We start from the raw sequence: 20,210 nt of genomic DNA, 5'->3' as shown, positions 1-20,210 counted from the left end.
CTTTGTCCATTAAGATAATAATAAAGATAATAGATAATGAGGAAAATGCAATGGCAAACCCAACTTTCGGAGAAAAAAAAGCGAATACAGACTATGTTTCACGCTATGGCGTATATGCAGTTATACCTGATGCTGAACAAAAACAAATTGTTCTTGTTCAAGCACCCAATGGCGCTTGGTTCCTACCAGGTGGCGAAATTGAAGCTGGTGAGAACCATCAGGAAGCCCTAAAACGTGAATTGATTGAAGAGCTTGGCTTCACAGCTGAAATTGGTGCCTATTACGGACAAGCTGACGAATATTTCTACTCTCGTCATCGTGACACCTACTACTACAATCCTGCCTACCTCTATGAAGCAACTTCTTTCAAAGAAGTGCAAAAGCCACTAGAAGACTTTAATCATATTGCCTGGTTCCCTATTGATGAAGCTATTGAAAATCTCAAACGTGGTAGCCATAAATGGGCAATCCAATCATGGAAAAAACAGCATAAGATTGACTAAATCCAGCCACTTTATTCAAAAAGTGCTATAATAGAATTAGAAAATCGGAGGAAATGTTATGAAGCTAATCAATACGACAAACTCACACTCGCAACTTGTTAAAAGCCAGCTAGAAAGTACAGACGCAACCCTTGTTGAGGTCTATTCTGCAGGGAATACCGATGTTATTTTTACCCAAGCTCCGCTTCACTATGAAATCCTCATCTCAAACAAACACCGCGCTATTCGAGAACCTGAAATCGAAGCTATTCAAGAATTTTTCTTGAAACGTAAAATTGATAAGGACTCTATTGATGAGGCCAATATCAAAACCCTCTATTCAGAAAAATTAATTGGAATTTCGATTCCAACCAAATAAAATCTTGGAGAGATTAGAAAGTGCTTTGAACCTTATGGAACAAAATTAGGTTTATTTAGCTTTTTAAATCATCTCCAATTTTTTATCTATAAAATCTTATCATACAAGATTTTGTAGATAATTAAGGAGACAAACATGGGAGACATCATATATAGAGAGGCAAGAATTGAAGAAAGCGAAAAAATTGGAAAATTATTAGCCAATTCCTTTCTTGACTATCCCTTTTTAACGATTATAACTGATGATTTGAAGAAACCTGACTCCTATCCTGCTTTTGTAGAAACGTTGCAAATTCTGCTTACTAGAGTCTATATTAAGAAGGGAAACTGTTTAATTGCGGAACAGGATGGAGACTTACTTGCAGTCGCCCTTTTGCAACAAAAAGATTTCTGTATACTATCCTATCTACGAAATGGAGGAACAAACATTTTTCGCTACATTCGACCACAAAATCTCCTTAAATACTTTGACTTTGTAAAACGTTCCAAAAAGCATTTAGAACAATCAGGGGAGTTTGATTGGTATTTGATGGCTTTAGCTGTCAATATAGAAAGTAAGGGGCGGGGAATAGGCAGTACTTTTCTGACACAAGGGATTGAACCTTATGTCAAATCAAAAGGCTGTAAACACTTGGGACTCATAACTAGTACAGCTAGAAATACCTCATTCTACGAAAAAAACGATTATGTATTACTGGACCATATGGACTTAGAATATGGGTCAAAATCAATTGGTAACTGGGCATTTTTAAAAACTATAAATAAATAAATAAAAAAAATTTGGTGCTGCTTATCACAGAACCAAATCTTTTTTATTATGTTAGAAACGAATCGTCTCACGTGTTTTTTCGTATGAAGTGACAAAACGGTTGGTTACACCTGGTTCTGCAACTTCCAAAGCTTGCGAAATCTTATCAAATGAAGCATGATAATCAAATTCTTTTTCAAAAATTTCTAATGATTCATTAAAGGCTTCCTGAATTCGTTCATCAAATGAGCGGTAACGGTTCGAATACTGTAGCAATTGTTCTGTCAATGTTGCATATTGAACAATATTATAGGTTTCTTCTTCAAGTGCTTCCATATCATTTGTTGTAATTTCAAGCATACGGTTCACAGCTTCGATATTGACCTGGGCTTCTTCTAGCTCAGCCATCAACTCTTCAGTATGATTACTTGCTGTAAAGAACAACTGTAAGAAATTCTGAGGAATACCTGGAAGATTGCGTTTTTCCATATATCTCTTAATTGTATGAAGACGATTGACATAAACATTTGCCTTCTGGCGAGCATTGATATCATCTTTTTCAATCTGAGCAAGACGTTGACTAACCGAAACTTGTTCATCCTCAATTTCTTTCAAAGTCGCTTGTAAGTTTTCCAAACGATCTTCAAGGAATGAATAAGGTTCAGAATGTTCCTCTTGTTCAGAAGTTAATTCCAATACAGATTCTTCTAAAGATTCTAACTCAGCTTGTAATCTGTGAACATGACTAACATCCGTTTCAGAAAGCAGGTAGTTATTACTTAATCGTTGAATATCTTCTACTAAAACAGCATTACTATCTTTCATGTGTTTCAAATACGTAGGAAGGGTGGCAACTAAGCCTTCTACTACTTTTTGAGCAGCGATTTCTCGTGTAAAGATATCATAGAGTGCATTGATTTCTTCTTGAACTTGAGTATTTTCGTACTCAGCATTATCCAACTCTAATTGAGCAACATTTTCGTGGTTTTTCTTCAAAGCTTCATAAAGCAATTGGAAGCGAGACTCAATGTCCGTCTCAGCAAAATGATAGTTAGCATCTAAAAGCTTACGGTAACCATCCTCCAAATCTTCCAATTGATCAGGTAACTCTTTAGATAATGTTTTTACAATTGCTGGCAGGCGGTCAACAATATGACTCAAAGCCAAGATATGATTCTCAGCATTATCCAAAATCACAGCAGCTTCTACTGGGTCACCTGAAGTGTTCAAAGTAACAAACTGAGAAAACTCTGATTGGATATTTTCCAATTGTTTTTCGATTTCAGACAAACCTTGTCCATATTCTTCAGAATGATCAGCAACTCGGTGTTGCAACTCTTCAAACAAGTCCAAGGTATGAAGAACACGTCCACTATTTTTAGACTCTTGTTTCTCCAAATCAGCCAAGGCATTGCGAATTGCCGCAATATCTTCTTCAATCAAGGTAATTTGGCTCTCGATTTGGTCAATTTGATGACTAGCCTTGAAAAAACGGAATGAATTGTTATAGCCTTCTGCCTCGAAAAGATTATTTTCGATATCGGCAAAAGAGTTAAGAGATAGGTCAACCCATTTTTGGTTCCATTCACGGAAAGTCACTTGACTTTGTCCAATCAAGTGCATATTTTTAACAGCTTCAACTTCATCATTAACTGGAAGATTGTACAGCTCTTCTTTTTTCTCTTCTAAAATTGCTAATTTACTTTCATTGCGTTTCCGTACATAAATTGCTATAGCATATGAAATCAGCAATATAATTGCAATTGCAATTATAAGATATACTACTAGACTACCAGACATATTAAACTCCTTTTTAACTTGAAACAATCGTAATGATTATATCATATTTTTTAGACCAAGGGAACTACTTCTCCCGATTTTTTAGACATCAAGTGTACTATAGACGGCATTTTCTTCGATAAATTCACGACGAGGCTCTACTCGATCCCCCATCAACATATCAAAGATTTTATCTGCTTCTGCAGCATCGTCTACAGAAACTCTTGCCATTAAGCGATGTTCGGGATCCATGGTTGTTTCCCACAACTGGTGATCATCCATTTCACCCAAACCTTTATAACGCTGAATAGTCGGTTTGGTACGACCTTCACTATAACGGGCTAAAGCTTCTTGAAGTTTGATTTCTTGATCTGCTCCTGGCTGGATATATTCTTTAATCTCGCTTCCAACCTTGACACCATAGATTGGTGGTTGGGCAATATAAACATAACCAGCTTCTAGAATTGGTTTCATATAACGATAAATCAAGGTTAAAAGAAGCGTACGAATGTGGGCTCCATCGACATCGGCATCGGTCATCAGAACGAGTTTTTGGTAACGAGCTTTTGAAACATCAAATTCTGCGCCAAATCCTGTTCCCATTGCTGTGAAAAGACTACGAATTTCTTCGTTAGCAAGAATCTTATCCATGCTGGCTTTTTCAACGTTCAAAATCTTACCGCGAATTGGAAGGATTGCCTGGAACTCACGGTTACGACCAGATTTGGCTGATCCACCAGCTGAGTCTCCTTCGACGATGAAAAGTTCTGTTTCAGCAGGATTATTTGAAGAACAATCTGCTAGTTTACCTGGAAGGTTGGAAATTTCCAAACCAGATTTTTTACGAGTGACTTCACGCGCACGCTTGGCAGCCACACGAGCTTTAGCAGCCAAAATCCCTTTTTCCACGATACGTTTAGCTATCTGTGGATTTTCCATGAGGAAATCAGAGAAGGCATCACTGAAGAGGCGATTGGTAATCTTGACTACTTCACTATTCCCCAGTTTGGTTTTGGTTTGTCCTTCAAACTGTGGATTTGGGTGTTTAACTGAGATAACTGCAGTTAATCCTTCGCGAACATCTTCCCCTGTTAAGTTGTCTTCATTGTCTTTCAGTAACTTATTCTTACGAGCATAATCGTTGATAACACGTGTCAAGGCTGTACGGAAACCTTGTTCATGCGTTCCACCTTCATGTGTATGAATATTATTGGCGAAACTCATGACATTTTCATGGTAACCAGTTGTGTACTGCATGGCTACTTCAACTGTGATATCATCCATCTCACCATCTGTGTAGATTGGTGTATCAAAGATAACATCCTTATTCTCGTTGATATATTCAACGTAGCTAGCAATCCCACCTTCATAATGATAATGCTTGGTTTGTTCGAAACCTTCACGCTTATCTGTGATAGAGATTTGAAGACCACGATTTAGAAAGGCCAACTCTTGAATCCGTTTATTTAATTTATCGAAATCAAAGGTTGTTGTTTCAGTGAAAATTTCTGGATCCGGTGTAAAGTGAACTGTTGTTCCCGTTTTATCCGTATCTCCAACTACTTCAAGATCTGCGACAACATGACCACGACGGTATTCTTGGTAATGAATCTTCCCATTTTTGTGGACATGAACGTCTAATTGAGTTGAAAGGGCGTTAACAACTGAGGACCCTACTCCGTGAAGACCACCTGAGACCTTATATCCGCCACCGCCAAACTTTCCTCCAGCGTGAAGAACAGTAAAGACAGTCTCAACGGCAGGTCGACCTGTTTTTTCCTGAATATCGACGGGGATACCACGCCCATCATCGACAACAGTAATCGAATCATCTGGCTCAATAAAGACTTGAATGTGGCTGGCAAATCCTGCCAAGGCCTCGTCAATTGAGTTATCAACAATTTCCCAGACTAGATGGTGAAGACCTTCTTTTGAGGTTGACCCGATATACATCCCTGGACGCATTCGAACAGCCTCTAAGCCCTCTAAAACTTGAATTTGACTGGCATCATAATCTTGTGCCTGCAGATTTTTGATTTCTTCTGTCATCTTTTTCCTTTTTCTTACATGTCTAATACTTGTCTTAAATTCACGATACTGGTAAACAAGTAGGTAGCTAGTCCAGCAGCTTGCCCGGCTTCGATATCAATCGGTCGATCACCAATTACAAGACCAGAGTTAATCTGATACTTGTCTCTTAAATAAATCATGGACTCAGGATCTGGTTTTCTCTTAAAGCCTGAGTTTGAAGTCACCACTTCTGTAAAATAAGCTGCTATAGAGGTTTTTTCTAAAATTTCCAAGACTTGATTATTTCGGTGAGAGACCAAAAAATGACGGCCACCTTGATTTGAGATATCTTTCAATAAATCAGAAACTCCATCAAACAAAATCGGATGTTCTAGCTCTCTGGCTTCATTTTTCTTATACTTTTCTAAAAAATTCTCTAAGTTGGGAGCGAATGTCTCAATCGCAAAATCAGTAGAAACCTTTAAAGCCTGATAGACACTGTCATGGTCTTGTGTGATGCCATACAATGCCAATGTTTCAACAAAGGCAGCTGTTGAAGTTTCGTAATTATCTAGTAAAGTTCCACCTAAATCCCAGATATAATCGTGATATTTCATAGCTTTCATTATACCATTTTTTCCTTAAAAAAGCGATGATTTCCCTGAGTTTTCCACATAAAAAAACGAGAGTTTGAGTCCCGTTTTACTGATTTTTACCAAAGACATCTCGATAGAGCATTCCTGTTCGTAAAGTCTCTGCGTCTCCTCCTAATTGCTCCACCAACTCGTAGGCAAAGGCAAGGGCTGTTGAGGGGCCTCGACTAGTTGTCAATTGACCATCTACCACTACTGTTTCCTTGGCGTATTGACCATCAAGGATTTGCTCTTGAATGCCGTCATAACAAGTGTACTGCTTGTTTTTCAATAGCCCTGCTTGATTGAGGGCGATTGGAGCCGCACAAATAGCTGCCAGTTTCTTCCCTTCTTGCTCGAAGCTTTGCAATTCTTGAATTAAGGCCTGATTATCGCGCAAATGTGCAGAACCAGGCATCCCTCCAGGAAGAACAATCATGTCATAGTCTGATAAATCACCATCAAAGACACGATCTGCTCTTACTTGGATTGCATGCGAACCAGTCACTTGCTCTTCAAAACCAACCATATCACAAGTGATATTGGCCCGACGCAAAACATCCACAACTGTCAAAGCTTCAATTTCTTCAAAGCCTTGAGCTAACATAACTGCTACTTTTACCATGATTTTCTCCTTATTTGATTTGTTTTAATACAACCTTTTTCCGCTTGAATGGGACTTTTCCGCTCTTTTCTTCAGCTAGATTTGTCTGGTAACTCATCGATAAAAGCAAGCCAACACCAATCAAGTTACTGATAATAGCCGATCCTCCTTGCGAAATAAAAGGCAAGGGAATCCCAGTCAAAGGAAGCAAACCTGTCACGGCACCTATATTCTCAAAGATATGGAAGAGTAACATCATAATCAAACCTGTGGAAATATAGGTGTAGAACTGATTATTTGATTTAAGAGTAATCTTTAACATACGGTAAATCAGCATGAGATAAAGGGCAATAACAAGGACAGAGCCAATAAAGCCAAAATCTTCTGCGATAACCGTGAAAATCATATCCGACTCTCGAACTGGAATAAGCAAATTAGAAGCATTAAACCCTTGTCCAAATAAGCCACCGCTTCCAATGGCAATCTGCCCTTGAGCCTGTTGGTAAGTGGTTGTTTGGGCAAAGTCAAAAGGATTGAGCCAAGCCAAAATACGGTTGATTTGGTAGGTCGGCATTCCCAGTTGATGGAGAAAAGCCCGACCGTCCTTGCTGATAAAAATAGCTAAGAAAGCAGCAATTCCAGTTACAGCAGTCACAAATACTGGGATAATAATTTTCCAAGAAACCCCCGATAATAAAACGATTCCTGAGAAAATGGCTACAAAAACCAAAGCCGTCCCCAAGTCACTTTGAAGTGCCAAAAGAACTAGGACTGGAATGGTAAAGAGAATCATCCAGAAAATCAACAAGAAGTCCAGCGGAACTGTGCGTCTCCATTCCTTATGTTTTTTGGTAAACTGGACAATCACACGAGCCAACATGAGGATATAGGATATCTTCATAAATTCTGACGGCTGGAACAAGGTAACACCATTTACCGATACCCAGTTTTTGGCACCTGTTGATGCAACTAAGCTTGGATTATAAAAGACGATAGGTAAAACCATAAGTCCCAAGCCTAAAATATATAGAAAGGGTGTAACCTTCCAAAGAAATTCAGTATTAAAGAGCATGACCACAAAACCAATCACAAGCCCCAAGGCGATCCAGGCGACCTGCTGCCCTAAAATGGGCAGAATATTGTTTGGATAATCATGACTAACAGCTATATAAATAGCCACCACGCCGATAACCAGTAGGAAAAATACTGGCAGGAGCAAACTATAATCGACTCTAGAGTCGAGAGAACGTTTCATATATACTAACCTTATACTTTCATACAATACTATTTATCAAAGTTCATTTAAAAATTTATCAATAGCCTCATCAACTTCGGATTGAGAGACGGTTTTAACAATCGCTTCTTTTGCTAGAGAAGTCACAATTTGTTTGCCATATCGCTTTCCGACAATTCTCCTATCCAAAATCAGAGTTAAGGAACGTTGGTGTTCACGTCTCATACTTCTTCCTAAAGCCTGTTTTAAACGAATAATGGCCATTGGCAATTGATAATCATAAAAGGCATTTTTCCCTTCTTGAATTAGTTCCTGATTGATCTTTTTCGTCAAGGGTTCTTGGGGGTTTTGGAAAGGAAGTCTTGGTACAATTTGAATCACAAAAGAATGACTTGAAAAATCAACTCCCTCCCAGAAACTTGCTGCACCTAGCAGGATTTGTTGTTCACCTTTTTCAAAGCGTTTCTTCAGTTGATGAACATCCCCATTTTTATACTGGGCCAAGTGGCTAACTGGAAGTAAATCCGACACTGCTAGAAGCATGTCTTTAGCAGTAAAGAGAACTAAAATCGGTTGCTGGAAAGCTTGAATTTCCACTAGTAAAGCAGCTACCTCTTTGGCGTAAACTTCTAAGGAGGTTTCTGTTACCAAGGGGAAATCTTTGACCAAGATCACTTCTTGATCCTGTTTTCCCCGAGCTTCAATCTTGACAAATTTGGCTTCAGGATAGCCTAAAAGATCTGCCAAAGAAACCCTCTGACTAATCTCAAGAGTAGCCGACACTCCCAAGACTTGACATGAATTAGGTACTAAAGAAGATAGGAGAATACGTCCTGATTTCGTAGAAGAAATTTGAATTTTCTTTTGACTCGTTTCAATTGCTTCAAGCCAGTAGTCTCGGTCAGCTGTAAAATAGCGAACCAGCTCCTCAAAGCCTTCTACCTCTAATTCTGAAAAATACTGATGGAGATTGGCCAGAGAATCTAAGATATTTTTCCTAGATTTGCCAGATTGAAATTGTTCTATCAAATAGAGACACTCAAAGCGAATACTTTCTAGTATTCGTTGTTGAATTCTGTTTTCTTCTCCTGCCAAAGCCTTATCAACTAAATCAATAATAGACTGGATATCGTAGGTATGTTGAAGCAGATTTTCTAGGGCCAACAAAATTTTTTGAACTTCATCAATAATCAATAAACGGTCGCTGACAAATTCAGGATTATCTTCAAGTCTGGTTACAAGATAGGCATGATTGGTCACTAAGAGCTTGCAAGTCTCTGCTCTTTCTTGACTACGTTTCCAGAAATCTTCCGTCATAAATAAGCTCTTGGACGATAAATTCCCATCATGACGAAGATCTCTTAGAAAATGTTGGTAACGGTAAAGTTGCCCAATTTCATCCAAATCTCCTGTCTCTGTCTCTGTCAGCCAGACCAAGAGTTGCATTTTAAAGCGTCTAAATAAGCGATTTTCATCATTTTCCTGCAAGGAACGATAAAAGGCATCCAACTTCAGATAATTGTGTGGTCCCTTTAAACTATGAATATCTATATGGAACACATCCTTAAGACGTTTACCTTCTTCTTCCATGATCTGATTTTGAAGAATCTTTGTCGGAACGCTAAGAACAATTTGACGCTCTTTGGCTTGAGATAAAGCGGGTAAGAGATAGCCATAGGTTTTCCCAATCCCTGTCGATGCTTGAATCAGAGAGACAGGCTCATCTTTCAATAGCAAGCCAACCTCTTTAGCAAATTTTTCTTGTTCCTCCCTCACTTCAAGGTTCAATAGAGAAATGTTTTTAGAAAAATCTTGGGATAGTTTTCGTGGCTCCAGGGGAGCTCCAGTTTTCTTGAAATACAGTCCTTGAACTTCGACCAAGTCTGGAGAACTAAGGATAGATTGGCCGCGATAAATTTCTTCAATAACCAGGTAGGACTCATATAAGAGGGCGTCATCCATTTCCAGCAAGCGTTCCAAGAGTCCTTTAGGAAGCTGGGCCATCTTTTTCCGTAGAAATAAGAGTAATTCCGCGGTAGCGTGTGCATCTGAAAGGGCTGTGTGAGCGTGCTTAAGAGGAATTCCTAATTCTCGACACAATATCGGCAAACTATATTTTTCCAGTTCTGGGAAAAAGACCTGAGCCAATTCGACCGTGTCAACACGAGGATTTCTTAGTTCATAGCCTTCAAAAAATAAATTTTCCGCCAAGAGATTGGCATCAAACTGAACATTATGGGCTACAAAAATCCCATCCTCCACCAAGTCAAAGATTTTTCTAGCAACTTGCGAAAAATCAGGTGCTTGCGCCAGACGTTGGTCTGTCAATCCTGTCAGTTCTTTTATATGAGCATCCAAGGGTTCATGTGGATTGACATCCGTCGTATAGTGATCGACGATTTTTCCATCCTCAATCACAACAATTCCCACTTGAATAATTTTAGCCTTACTACCTGTGCTAGTTGCCTCTAAATCCACCACAACATAGCGATTACCAATCGTTTTCATTATAAAAAATTATACCAAAAAAAGGGCCATTTAGCACCTACAAACATAGGATAATTTTCAAACTCAAGAGGGTTACTTTTCTAAAAAATCCCAGTAAACAGAGCATCCTAGCCTACTTATTTTTTGAAAATATTGGAGAATAAGAAAAATTGAGAGAAGAAATGTTTGCATCTTCCTTCTCTCAACTATCCATTTACTTTATTTAACCATGTCAGGATCGTAGTCATAAAATCCTGTATCAAGGAAACGGTTTTTAGGGTGAAGTTTACGCACTTCTTCATCCAGCAAGAAGGCTTGGTCATGGCTAAAGTTACCCTCTTGAATCAAGCTACGCGCTTGAATAAAGAGTTTTGCAATCTCAACAAAGTTCTGACCAGGAGTGTAGAGCCCTTCTAGTTTCCAGTGAGTGAAACCATGCTCTACCAATTCTGTCAATTTTGTCATCAAATCAAGGTCGTTATTGGCAAAGATATGGGTACCATGATTGTCTTCAAAAATGGAATAGTGACTCTCCGGGTCACTTGGCTCTGCCAAGAAAAGGTCACGATTGCGAGTCTTTTCATCATCAATATGCGTGAAGTTATAGTAATTTTGCAAGAGCGGACGTTTAGAATGGTGAATAACGCTAGCTCCGTAAACCAAAACTTCAGCAGGAATTTCCAAAATCTCTGGCATTTTGAAAAGTTCAGCTGATGGAATTTCACGCGCCAAAACAGCCTCAGATGCGCCAGCCTTTTGTCCCCAGAAGTTGATCTGACGACTGCTAGTCACCATAGTTGAGGCATCGTAGATGGTCTTAAAGGAATAACCATCGCGGTTGACTACGTAAAAGACACCTGCATCCCCAATCGTAATGTAGTCTGTCTTGATTTCTTCCAAAAAGTCTAAGAAGGGCTTGATACGATCCATCATATCTTGGTGCATGAGGGCATTGACTGCAACGATCAATTCCTTACCTGCTTCATGAACCAACTTAGCAATTTCACGCAATTGGTCATGACTAAAGGTTGTTGGCAGACGAAGGCCAAAATCTTTCTCACCGACATAGATACGATCTACGCCAGCTTCGAGCAGTTGTTTAACTTGTTCAATACTTTCAGCAGTTGCTGTAATGATAATCTTTTCCATAAGAAAAATTATACCACATTTCTGGAAAATCAGCCATTCTTTAAAAATGAAAAGGGACTTTATTCTTATTGTAACCTTTCTGTAATAATTCTCTGCTGAAAAAATGATAAAATAGGTATGTACTGTTAAGGAGAGAATAATGCCCGTAAGAAAATTACAGTCCTATGAGGTAGACTATCAAGAAGAATTAAGCCAACAGGTTCCTCGATATCAAGATTATACACCTGAAGCGCAATCTGATGCCAATCTCAAGGAAATCCTATTTTTTGTTAATATCGCTGTTTTTTGTATCTGTATTGCTATCTTTAGTTTTATATTTTTAGCATTAAAATTATCAACTGCTCTTGCATTTGCCGCAGCAATCGGATCCAGCTTACTTGTTTTAAAAATTCAACGATCTATTATCAAACGAAAACGTAGAAGATAAATCCAAAATATCGCCCCGTCTGGAGCGATATTTTTATTTTTTCTTTTTAGATGGTGTGTGGATGGCAATCTTCACTTCAAAGATTGTTCCCTTTGGTTTATTATCTTTAACAGCAATGGTTCCTTTTAAGGCATCTACAATTTGCTTGGCTAGGGATAATCCTAAACCAAAACCACCTTTTTGACGGGTTCTAGCCTTGTCCACTCGATAAAAACGGTCAAAAATTTTCTTCTTATCTTCTGCTGAAATACCGACTCCATTGTCGGAAACTAGCAAATAAAGATTACGATCAGTCGCTGAAATCATAAAATCAATTTCACCATCCTCCTCAGTATATTTGATAGCATTATCAAATAGGATGGTCATCAGTTGTTTTAGTAAAAGTTGATCTGTGACAATCGTTCGATGGATGCGATTTTCAAAACGGAAGACACGGTCATTTTCAGAAGCAATCATCTCATAGTTTGTAAAAGTCGTATTGAAAAAACTGGTTGGAACTTCTGCAAGTTCCGGCTTAATCCCATCATCTCTACGAGCTAAATTCAACAAGTTCGTTGTCAAAAACCGCATATTTCGAACTTCTTCCAAACTAGAGGCAATGCTCTCGCTCACATCCATAATAGTAGCTTCCGGCTTACGGAAAAGGGTCTCTAAGCGATTTTGCAAAACTGCAAGTGGAGTTCGTAACTCATGACTAGCATTTTCCACAAAGGACTGTTGCTTCTGCATGCTCTCAAGCAGAGGACGAACACTGACCCTAGCTAGATAGAGACTGGCAAGCAAAGACAGAATCCAGAAACTTGCCATCACAATCACAATCAATTTCTCATGCTTTTGACTGGCTTGCTCCAACTGACTGGTATTAATCAAGACAGCCGCATACTTGATATTGGTTGAAACCGAACTGATATTCGTTTCCAGCAAAATCATGCGATAGATTTCTTCTTGTCCATAGCTATTAAAAACCTGAATCTGATAGATATGACCTAGTTCTTTCTTTTCTAACTTAATCTTATCCAATCCCAAAAATCGGTTTCCAGAAAGGAGTTGGGTAAAATTCTTATCAAAGAGAATGACCTCTGTATTTGAACTAACATTGGGTTTTATCTCCGTCTTGCTAGCATCTGTAGCGGCATTCTCTAAATCTTTAATCTCTTCTGTTGCCCTATTTACCGCAAGCTGAATAACTGCCTGAGGATTGTTACTCAAGCCATGGAGTGTATCATCCACCGAAGTATAAAGGCTCGAGTGCATGACCTGCAAAATAATCAAGGTCATGGTAGAGAAAATCAGGGTAAAGACACCAAAGTTGCGGATAAAGTAACTAAAGTCATCCGCATACCATGTTTTTTTTAGTTTACTGAACATCTTTTAAAATATACCCAACACTGCGCAAGGTTTGCAAATTCTCTGCAAAAGTGGTTCCTTTTAATTTCTTACGGACTTTTGAAACATAGACTTCAACAACCGAAATCGTTGTATCACTATCAAATCCCCATAAACGATCAAAAATCTGAGTCTTCGGCAAAATAACATTTTGATTTTGAAGGAAATAAACTAGTAAATCAAATTCTTTCCCCAGCAATTCGACAGGAGTATCTTCGACTTTAACAGTATTGGTTGACAAATTAACCACAATATTTCCATAAGTCAAGGTGTTTTCATTAAATTTACCTGAACGTTTGAGAAGCGCTTGAATCCGCATTTTGAGTTCTTCTAGGTAGAAAGGTTTGGTCAGATAATCATCTGCTCCCAATTCAAATCCATGTCCCTTGTCATCCAAACTTTCCTTGGCGGTCATAATCAGAACTGGTGTCGTAATTCCTTTTTCACGCAATTCTTTCAAGACTTGGAAACCATTTTTTTCTGGCAACATCAAATCGAGCAAAATCAAGTCATAGACGCCACTCTCAGCTTCGTAGAGACCTTCTTCTCCATCAAAAACCTGCATGACATCCGCAAAATCGTCTAAAAAGTCAAATACTGAATTTGACAGGCCTAGGTCATCCTCAACTAATAAGATTTTTATCATGAGAAACTCCTCCTTATTAAAACCATTATACCAAATTTGCCTTAAAAAAAACTCAACTCTCTACATTTTACATGAGAAAGCTGAGTTTTCTTTTTATTTTAGGCTTATTTATGCGTTTCCGTATTGAAGAACGACTGCTTCCACTGCAGCTTTTTCACGGTTAATCAAGTCAACACGCGCTGCAATTTCCTTGATTCCCATACCGATGTTACGGCTAAGAGCAAGGTCAGAAAGTTGCGGTTCAAAGAATTCCTTGTACTCTGCCAAGCGTTGCTGAGTCTTAAATACGTGAGCAGGAAGGATAACAAAGCTATCAAAGCTCATATCTCCACCAAGAGCTGCCTTAATCCAAGCCCAGTTTTCACGAGCCCAAGACCATGCTGTTTCCTGAGTTGCTTGATGGCTTAAGAACTGGAAGTACCAAGCAGACAAGTCTTGTGGTTTGACCACAAATTTGTCCTTCCAAGCAGCAATCAAGGTTTGGATATTGTCCGCATCTGTACTGTAGGCAAGAGCTGCTGCCAACTGACGTTTAAAAACAGCATCTGTTGCGTGAGTATAAGTATCAAGATAAAGTGCTAACAAGTCTTTAGTCTCATGATGTTTCATCTCATTAATCAGAACTTGTGAGCGAATAGCTGCTGGAAGTCCTGCAAAATTCTCCTTGTGAGTCGCGAAGATTTGGCTAGCGACTTGACTAGCTTCTGCATCATTTGAGCGAATCATCATAGAAACAGCCAACTGACGAACCAATTCATCCTCATCTGATTCGCCATCTTTAGCTTCAAAACCAAGACGGTCATAATTATGACGAGCCAATTTAGCAACCAAGGCTTTGAAGGCTCTTTCAGCTTCTGTTCCTTCATCGATAAAGCGCTCAAGGGCAGAAATTACTTGAGAAACAGCTGAAACGACAAGGTAAGATTCTTCTTTAGCGAGTTTATCAAGGACTGGAAGCAAGTCTGCATAAGAAATGTGCCCTGCTTCAGCAAGCAAGCGACGTTCTTGGACGATTTGCAGTTTACTTGTGTTATCAAGCTCAACTAGGTCAGCAAGAACTGCATCCAACAAATCTCCTTGATAGTCGGTAATGTAGTGGGCTGTATTTTCAGTGTTGAGACGAAGTGCTGTTTTGTTTTCAGCAAGAAGGGCTGCATAGCCTGGAATTTCGATGCTTTCAGTTTCGAGTGTATCAGGCAAGCCTTTCCAGTTGCTGTTTAGTGGCACAACCCAGAGACGGTTCTTGTCTTCGTGCTCACCGATAAAGAATTGTTTTTGTGAGATCTTCAAGACATCATTTTCAACTTTGACACTGAGAACTGGATAACCAGGTTGTTCCAACCAAGAATCCATGAAGGCTGCGACATCACGTCCAGACGCTTGACCAAGAGCATCCCAAAGGTCACGACCAATGGTATTGCTGTATTGATGTTTTTCAAAGTAGGCATGCAAACCTTTGGCAAAATCGGCATCACCTAGCCAACGACGGAGCATGTGCATGAGGCGACTTCCTTTGGCATAGACGATAGCTCCGTCAAAGAGCGTATTGATTTCATCTGGATGTTTCACTTCGACGTGAACAGACTGAACACCATCAGTCGCATCACGTTTCAAGGCAGACGGAACACCACCTGTTTGGAAATCTTCAAAGATATTCCAGCTTGGTTCAATAGCATCCACACAGACGTACTCCATCATGTTAGCAAAGCTTTCATTGAGCCAAAGGTCATCCCACCATTTCATAGTAACAAGGTTACCAAACCACTGGTGAGCCAATTCATGGGCCACAACAAGGGCAACTTGTTGACGGCTGGCAAATGTTGAGTTCTCATCCACAACCAAGTAAACTTCACGGTAGGTCACAAGACCCCAGTTTTCCATAGCTCCAGCTGAGAAGTCAGGAAGGGCGATGTGGAGAGATTGAGGGATTGGGTACTTAACTCCATAGTAATCTTCGTAAAACTCGATAGAGCGAACAGCGATGTCCAGTGAGAAATCAAGGTTAGATAGTGGATGGGCTTTGGTTGAGTAGACACCTACGAGAGTACCGTTTTTAGTTTTAGCCGTCACACCTTGCAAATCACCCGCAACAAAGGCTAACAAGTAAGAAGACATGCGAGGTGTTGTCTCAAACTTCCAGATACCTGTTTCCTTACGGTTTTCAACTTCGATTTCTGGCATATTAGACAAGGCCAATTCACCTTCTGCTTGGTCAAAACGTAGAGAGAGGTCAAAAGTTGCTTTGGCTTCTGGCTCATCCACACATGGGAAGGCTTCGCGCGCAAAATGGCTCTCGAACTGAGTAGACAATACTTCCTTCTTGACTCCATCAACTGTGTAGTAAGATGGGTAAATCCCTGTCATGTTGTCTGTAATTCTTCCTGAGAAAGCGATAACCACTTCAACTTGACCTGCTTCAGCAAGTTCAATATGAAGGGCTTCATTGTCATGGTCAACTGTAAATGGGCGAGCTTGACCTGCAACTTCTACAGTGGCGATTTCCAAGTCTTTTTGGTGGAGGGAAATACGGTCACTCTGTGCTTGACCAGTGATGGTCACTTTCCCTGAAAACGTCTTAGTCTCACGACTCAAATCTAAAAATAAATCATAATGTTCAGGAACAAATTGCTTAATAAAATGTTCAACTGCTTGCATAGTTTTCTCCTATCTAAGTTTAAGAGCTAGAGCTCTTCTTCAAACAAACTTATTATATCATGTTTTGCTTGAGAAAAAAGGATTGGACGGTGATTTCCAAAACTTTCTTCCGTCTAACAGTCTACAGTGGGTAGACCTTGTGAAATTCTTCTAGAACAACCTTGCTTTCAGGTGTAAAAATCAGTCCTGCTTCTCTCAGCCACTCGGCGAAACAATCCTCATGAACCTGACGCCAATAGGCTAGGGATTTGTCACCTTCCCCTTCCTTAAAGGCATGGTCAGCAGAAACTTGATTGTAGGGCTGGACAGAAACCTTTATAATTTTGACAATACAGACAGCCTGATTTTGACTGTCTAAAATGACATCAAAGGTCCCTTCTTGAGGAAGAGACTCGGCTTCTAGTGCATAGAGGTCGTAGGTTGAGGCTGTTGCAGTCTTTTCGCCTTTTAAAACCAAATCTGCTAAAAGATCTGGTTCCACTCCAAAAGCCCAAGCATCGATTTCATCTCCTATAGAGGGGTTAATTTTCTTGTAGTCATTCCACATTTCTTGCGGTGTCATGGGTGCTCCTTTGTAATTTTTTACTTTCTTCTTTTATGTGTTTAAGATGATCTGGATGGTCAATTTCTAAATCAAAAATCTCTAGAATAGAACTGTAGTGAATAATGCACTTGATACTCAACTGATTCATTTTTTGTATGAAAGAATCATTCAGATAGCCTGCTACAGCAAAGTCAATCTTTTTCATCCTTGCTTTATCCTGCATCTGTCTTAGCATATCTAACATTATTGGACTTTCCATATCATGCCATTGACTGTTTCTCACAGTGGCAAAAATAAAAGAAGTCAAATCATTCATTACAACTACAATCTTTGAAATACCAGCTTCCAGTATGCTGTCTAAGTCAAAATATGCTGACGGTAATTCAATCATCGTGGCAATTTTCCCAGTAAAACCATGCTGGCGCAATACTGTAATAGCTTGCTTTAACTGCTCAGCATCATTGACAAAAGGAAAGATAACAGATAGATTGGGATTGTTTTGATAAACTTCTGTAACGACATATGCTTCAGCCTGAAATTCATCCAGACACGCCAGCAAACGCCTAGTTCCCCTATATCCAAATAAGGGATGATTTTCATCAAAATACTCTTTAGTCCCCTTTAGACAATTAGCTTCTGTATTCGTTAATTCAGAAAAACGATACCAAACTTCCTTACCTGAGTACAGGGAGCAAATAGTATCAAGATAATCTTTCACAAATTCCTGGCAACTTGCTAATATGATGTTTTGATTAAGCTCTCTCAACAAATATTCCCCACGAATCATGCCAATGTGGTGAAATACTTGAGGATAAACTTTTTCATCAAGTTTTTCGCCACTAAGGGCAAGTTGCTTCCTCATCATTCACCTTCCAATTCATGTAAGAAGTCTTGTCCAGTTCTGGAGATCCTAATAATTCAGACTTAACCTTCAAGACTAATGGCGATGCATTTTCTTCTGTGATCTCTTGAATATCCATCCAACTCCTCCTATTTCAAAGACCATCCGCCATCTATTGTCAAGATTTGTCCCTGCATGGCAGATGCCTTTCCACTGGCCAAAAAGAGACTGACTTCTGCCACTTCTTCTGGCTCAATCCAGCGCTTGATTGGTGTTTCACTCGCCACCCAGTCTGCTAAGCCACCTGGTTCAAAGTCGGCAGCTGTCATAGCTGTCTTGACTGCTCCTGGAGCGATACCAAAGACCTGAATCCCAGCTTCTGCATAGTCTAGAGCCAACTGCTTGGTAAATCCAGCCAAGGCATGCTTAGATGAAGTATAGGCGTGACCACCTCCACCTGCTAGGCTAGATGCGATAGAGCACATATTGATAATGATCCCCTTTTTATTCTCCAACATTTGTATCAAATAATAGCGAGTCAACTCAACAGGAGTCACGTAGTTAATTTCAAAAATTTCTTGAATTTCCTGCGCTGTTTGTTCTAAGAGTGGTTTATAATCATCCAAAACTCCAGCAGTATTGCACAAAACATCCACCTGAGGACACCAGTCAAAAATAGGCTCCAAGTCCAAGGTCAAATCTCTCTGTAAAAAGTGAAAATCACCCTCTAAGAGTGGATTTTCACCTTGGTCAACTCCGTAAACTTGATAGCTATTCTCTATAAAGAGGCGAGCTTGAGCTAGACCAATCCCTGAACTCACTCCTGTAATGAGTACACGTTTAGTCATGCACTTCTACCCAATCTGTCGCCAAAACATCACAAGGTGTCGGACTCCACATGGAAAAACCTTCTCCTTCTCCAGACACGTTGATTAGGAAATAAGGTGTCACTTCAAGTGCAACCCCGTTTTGTTCAATGGTGTCAAAAAGTTGGACATAGTTTTCAGCACCTCCCCAACCAGTTCGTACATATTTTTTCTTAGCCTTTAATCCAGGAAGGATCTCTTCAAATGTCATGTTTTTCTCCTTTAATATCAATAATTCTCCCCTTCATTATAACAAAAAAACCGCTTTAAAACGGCTTTTTGACTGTGATTTATTTACATCTGCTTCTACTTACGGCAAATTATTCCCTGCAGCAAGATAAATTTCATACCATTCTTTTCTTGTTAAGCTAAAGTTTGCCGCTTGGCTAACTTCTCTCAAGTGATTAGGATTTGTTGTACCTACGACTGCCTGCATTTTTGCTGGATAACGCAATATCCAAGAAATGGCAATAGTTGAAGAGGTTACTCCATATTTAGTAGCTAAACGATCAAGTACTTGATTTAAAGCTTGGAATTTCTCATTTCCAACAAAATTCCCTTTAAAATACCCAAATTGTAAGACAGACCATGCTTGAATGACCACATCGTGTAATTTGCAATATTCAAAAATGCTGCCATCTCGCATAGTTGCTTGACTACCTTCCATATTAACATGAAAACCTGATTCGAATCCTGGAGTAAAAGCCGCACTCAATTGTAGCTGATTAACAGCTAACGGCTGCTTGACATCTTTTTTAAGCAACTCCATCATCATGGGATTTTGATTAGAAACTCCAAAATCTCGGACCTTACCTTGTTTATAAAGGAGATCAAAGGCTTCTGCTACTTGGTCAGATTCCATCAAAGCATCTGGTCGATGAAGAAGCAAGCTATCTAGATGATCAATCTTCAATCTTTGCAAAATTCCGTCAACTGATTTTATAATATAGTCCTTAGAAAAATCAAAATAGGTAAATTCTTCAATGCGAATGCCACATTTGGACTGAATCCACATCTTTTCTCTTAAATCTGGACGATTTTTTAGGACAAGACCTAACAGTTCTTCACAACGACCACGACCATAAATATCAGCCAAGTCAAAAGCATTGATTCCAACAGACAGTGCTGTTTCTACAAGCTCTTCAACTTCTTTTACAGACTTATCTTCTATTCTCATCATTCCGAGAACAATTTCTGATAATTCTTTGTCATCTTGACCAAGAGTTATGTATCTCATCAAATTTTTCTCCTTTGATTCTACATTCTTCATTTAATTATAACAAAAAACCGCTTTTCAACGGCTTTTTGACTATATTTCATTCCATTTTATCTTCTTAAACCC

20 protein-coding genes are annotated in these 20,210 nt (G+C 39.3%); 4 read left to right on the top strand and 16 right to left on the bottom strand.

Annotated features, from left to right (window positions below):
- The first annotated feature begins 50 nt into the window (after positions 1 to 50).
- From QM408_RS07135 to QM408_RS07125, 3 genes are all read left to right on the top strand, one after another.
- A complete protein-coding gene (locus QM408_RS07135; protein WP_020902950.1) occupies positions 51 to 503 on the top strand; it encodes an NUDIX hydrolase in 453 nt (150 codons plus the stop codon).
- 58 nt (positions 504 to 561) lie between these two features.
- Positions 562 to 861: a DUF1827 family protein gene (locus QM408_RS07130; protein ID WP_000767189.1), complete on the top strand. Its 300-nt coding sequence runs from the start codon at positions 562 to 564 to the stop codon at positions 859 to 861.
- Between the two features lie 135 nt (positions 862 to 996).
- Complete coding sequence (locus tag QM408_RS07125; RefSeq protein ID WP_004256539.1) at positions 997 to 1,629, top strand: GNAT family N-acetyltransferase; 633 nt, start codon at positions 997 to 999, stop codon at positions 1,627 to 1,629.
- 51 nt (positions 1,630 to 1,680) lie between these two features.
- On the opposite strand, the gene ezrA is transcribed toward QM408_RS07125, so the two are convergent.
- From ezrA to QM408_RS07090, 7 genes are all read right to left on the bottom strand, one after another.
- On the bottom strand, positions 1,681 to 3,408 hold the full coding sequence (gene ezrA / locus QM408_RS07120) for a septation ring formation regulator EzrA (RefSeq protein WP_033684957.1): 1,728 nt from the start codon (positions 3,406 to 3,408) through the stop codon (positions 1,681 to 1,683).
- Positions 3,409 to 3,489: 81 nt separating this feature from the next.
- On the bottom strand, positions 3,490 to 5,436 hold the full coding sequence (gene gyrB / locus QM408_RS07115) for a DNA topoisomerase (ATP-hydrolyzing) subunit B (RefSeq protein WP_033684956.1): 1,947 nt from the start codon (positions 5,434 to 5,436) through the stop codon (positions 3,490 to 3,492).
- A gap of 14 nt (positions 5,437 to 5,450) precedes the next feature.
- Positions 5,451 to 6,014, bottom strand: a complete 564-nt coding sequence (locus QM408_RS07110; protein WP_414374102.1) for an HAD family hydrolase — start codon at positions 6,012 to 6,014, stop codon at positions 5,451 to 5,453.
- 85 nt (positions 6,015 to 6,099) lie between these two features.
- A complete protein-coding gene (locus QM408_RS07105; RefSeq protein WP_414374075.1) occupies positions 6,100 to 6,654 on the bottom strand; it encodes a DJ-1 family glyoxalase III in 555 nt (184 codons plus the stop codon).
- A 10-nt stretch (positions 6,655 to 6,664) separates the two neighbouring features.
- A complete protein-coding gene (locus tag QM408_RS07100; protein WP_414374073.1) occupies positions 6,665 to 7,888 on the bottom strand; it encodes an FtsW/RodA/SpoVE family cell cycle protein in 1,224 nt (407 codons plus the stop codon).
- Between the two features lie 36 nt (positions 7,889 to 7,924).
- Positions 7,925 to 10,375 carry a bifunctional DnaQ family exonuclease/ATP-dependent helicase gene (locus tag QM408_RS07095; protein WP_414374071.1) on the bottom strand — a complete coding sequence of 817 codons (2,451 nt, stop codon included), beginning with the start codon at positions 10,373 to 10,375 and terminating at the stop codon, positions 7,925 to 7,927.
- Between the two features lie 198 nt (positions 10,376 to 10,573).
- Positions 10,574 to 11,503 carry a peptidase U32 family protein gene (locus QM408_RS07090; RefSeq protein ID WP_033686695.1) on the bottom strand — a complete coding sequence of 310 codons (930 nt, stop codon included), beginning with the start codon at positions 11,501 to 11,503 and terminating at the stop codon, positions 10,574 to 10,576.
- Between the two features lie 139 nt (positions 11,504 to 11,642).
- Here QM408_RS07090 and QM408_RS07085 point away from each other — a divergent pair, with 139 nt between their 5' ends.
- Complete coding sequence (locus tag QM408_RS07085; RefSeq protein WP_049515680.1) at positions 11,643 to 11,930, top strand: DUF3270 domain-containing protein; 288 nt, start codon at positions 11,643 to 11,645, stop codon at positions 11,928 to 11,930.
- A gap of 33 nt (positions 11,931 to 11,963) precedes the next feature.
- Here the strand turns inward: QM408_RS07085 and ciaH are convergent, their stop codons facing one another.
- The 9 genes from ciaH to QM408_RS07040 all read right to left on the bottom strand — a co-directional run bounded on the left by ciaH (position 11,964) and on the right by QM408_RS07040 (position 20,105).
- Positions 11,964 to 13,298: a two-component system sensor histidine kinase CiaH gene (ciaH, locus tag QM408_RS07080; RefSeq protein WP_414374068.1), complete on the bottom strand. Its 1,335-nt coding sequence runs from the start codon at positions 13,296 to 13,298 to the stop codon at positions 11,964 to 11,966.
- Positions 13,288 to 13,962 (bottom strand): two-component system response regulator CiaR, encoded by a 675-nt coding sequence (ciaR, locus tag QM408_RS07075; protein WP_000590639.1) that lies wholly within the window; start codon positions 13,960 to 13,962, stop codon positions 13,288 to 13,290. The genes ciaH and ciaR overlap by 11 nt, the downstream gene beginning before the upstream one ends.
- A gap of 108 nt (positions 13,963 to 14,070) precedes the next feature.
- Positions 14,071 to 16,617, bottom strand: coding sequence for a M1 family metallopeptidase (locus QM408_RS07070; RefSeq protein ID WP_414374066.1), 2,547 nt, complete (start codon positions 16,615 to 16,617; stop codon positions 14,071 to 14,073).
- 121 nt (positions 16,618 to 16,738) lie between these two features.
- Complete coding sequence (locus QM408_RS07065) at positions 16,739 to 17,179, bottom strand: ASCH domain-containing protein (RefSeq protein ID WP_203180577.1); 441 nt, start codon at positions 17,177 to 17,179, stop codon at positions 16,739 to 16,741.
- Positions 17,154 to 18,023 carry a putative PEP-binding protein gene (locus QM408_RS07060; protein ID WP_414374100.1) on the bottom strand — a complete coding sequence of 290 codons (870 nt, stop codon included), beginning with the start codon at positions 18,021 to 18,023 and terminating at the stop codon, positions 17,154 to 17,156. Before QM408_RS07060 ends, QM408_RS07065 begins: the two co-directional genes overlap by 26 nt.
- On the bottom strand, positions 18,001 to 18,141 hold the full coding sequence (locus QM408_RS07055) for a hypothetical protein (protein WP_414374064.1): 141 nt from the start codon (positions 18,139 to 18,141) through the stop codon (positions 18,001 to 18,003). Before QM408_RS07055 ends, QM408_RS07060 begins: the two co-directional genes overlap by 23 nt.
- Before the next feature lie 10 nt (positions 18,142 to 18,151).
- Positions 18,152 to 18,850, bottom strand: coding sequence for a 3-oxoacyl-ACP reductase (locus QM408_RS07050; protein ID WP_414374062.1), 699 nt, complete (start codon positions 18,848 to 18,850; stop codon positions 18,152 to 18,154).
- On the bottom strand, positions 18,843 to 19,079 hold the full coding sequence (locus QM408_RS07045; protein WP_000141913.1) for a DUF2829 domain-containing protein: 237 nt from the start codon (positions 19,077 to 19,079) through the stop codon (positions 18,843 to 18,845). The genes QM408_RS07050 and QM408_RS07045 overlap by 8 nt, the downstream gene beginning before the upstream one ends.
- A gap of 99 nt (positions 19,080 to 19,178) precedes the next feature.
- The gene (locus tag QM408_RS07040; protein ID WP_414374060.1) at positions 19,179 to 20,105 is read right to left on the bottom strand and encodes an aldo/keto reductase; all 927 of its coding nucleotides are present in this window, start codon (positions 20,103 to 20,105) and stop codon (positions 19,179 to 19,181) included.
- Positions 20,106 to 20,210: the final 105 nt, after the last annotated feature.

The sequence above is a fragment of the Streptococcus mitis genome (assembly GCF_047464965.1).
GTDB lineage: Bacteria > Bacillota > Bacilli > Lactobacillales > Streptococcaceae > Streptococcus > Streptococcus mitis_DU.
This window is presented reverse-complemented; position numbering and strand designations above follow the sequence as displayed.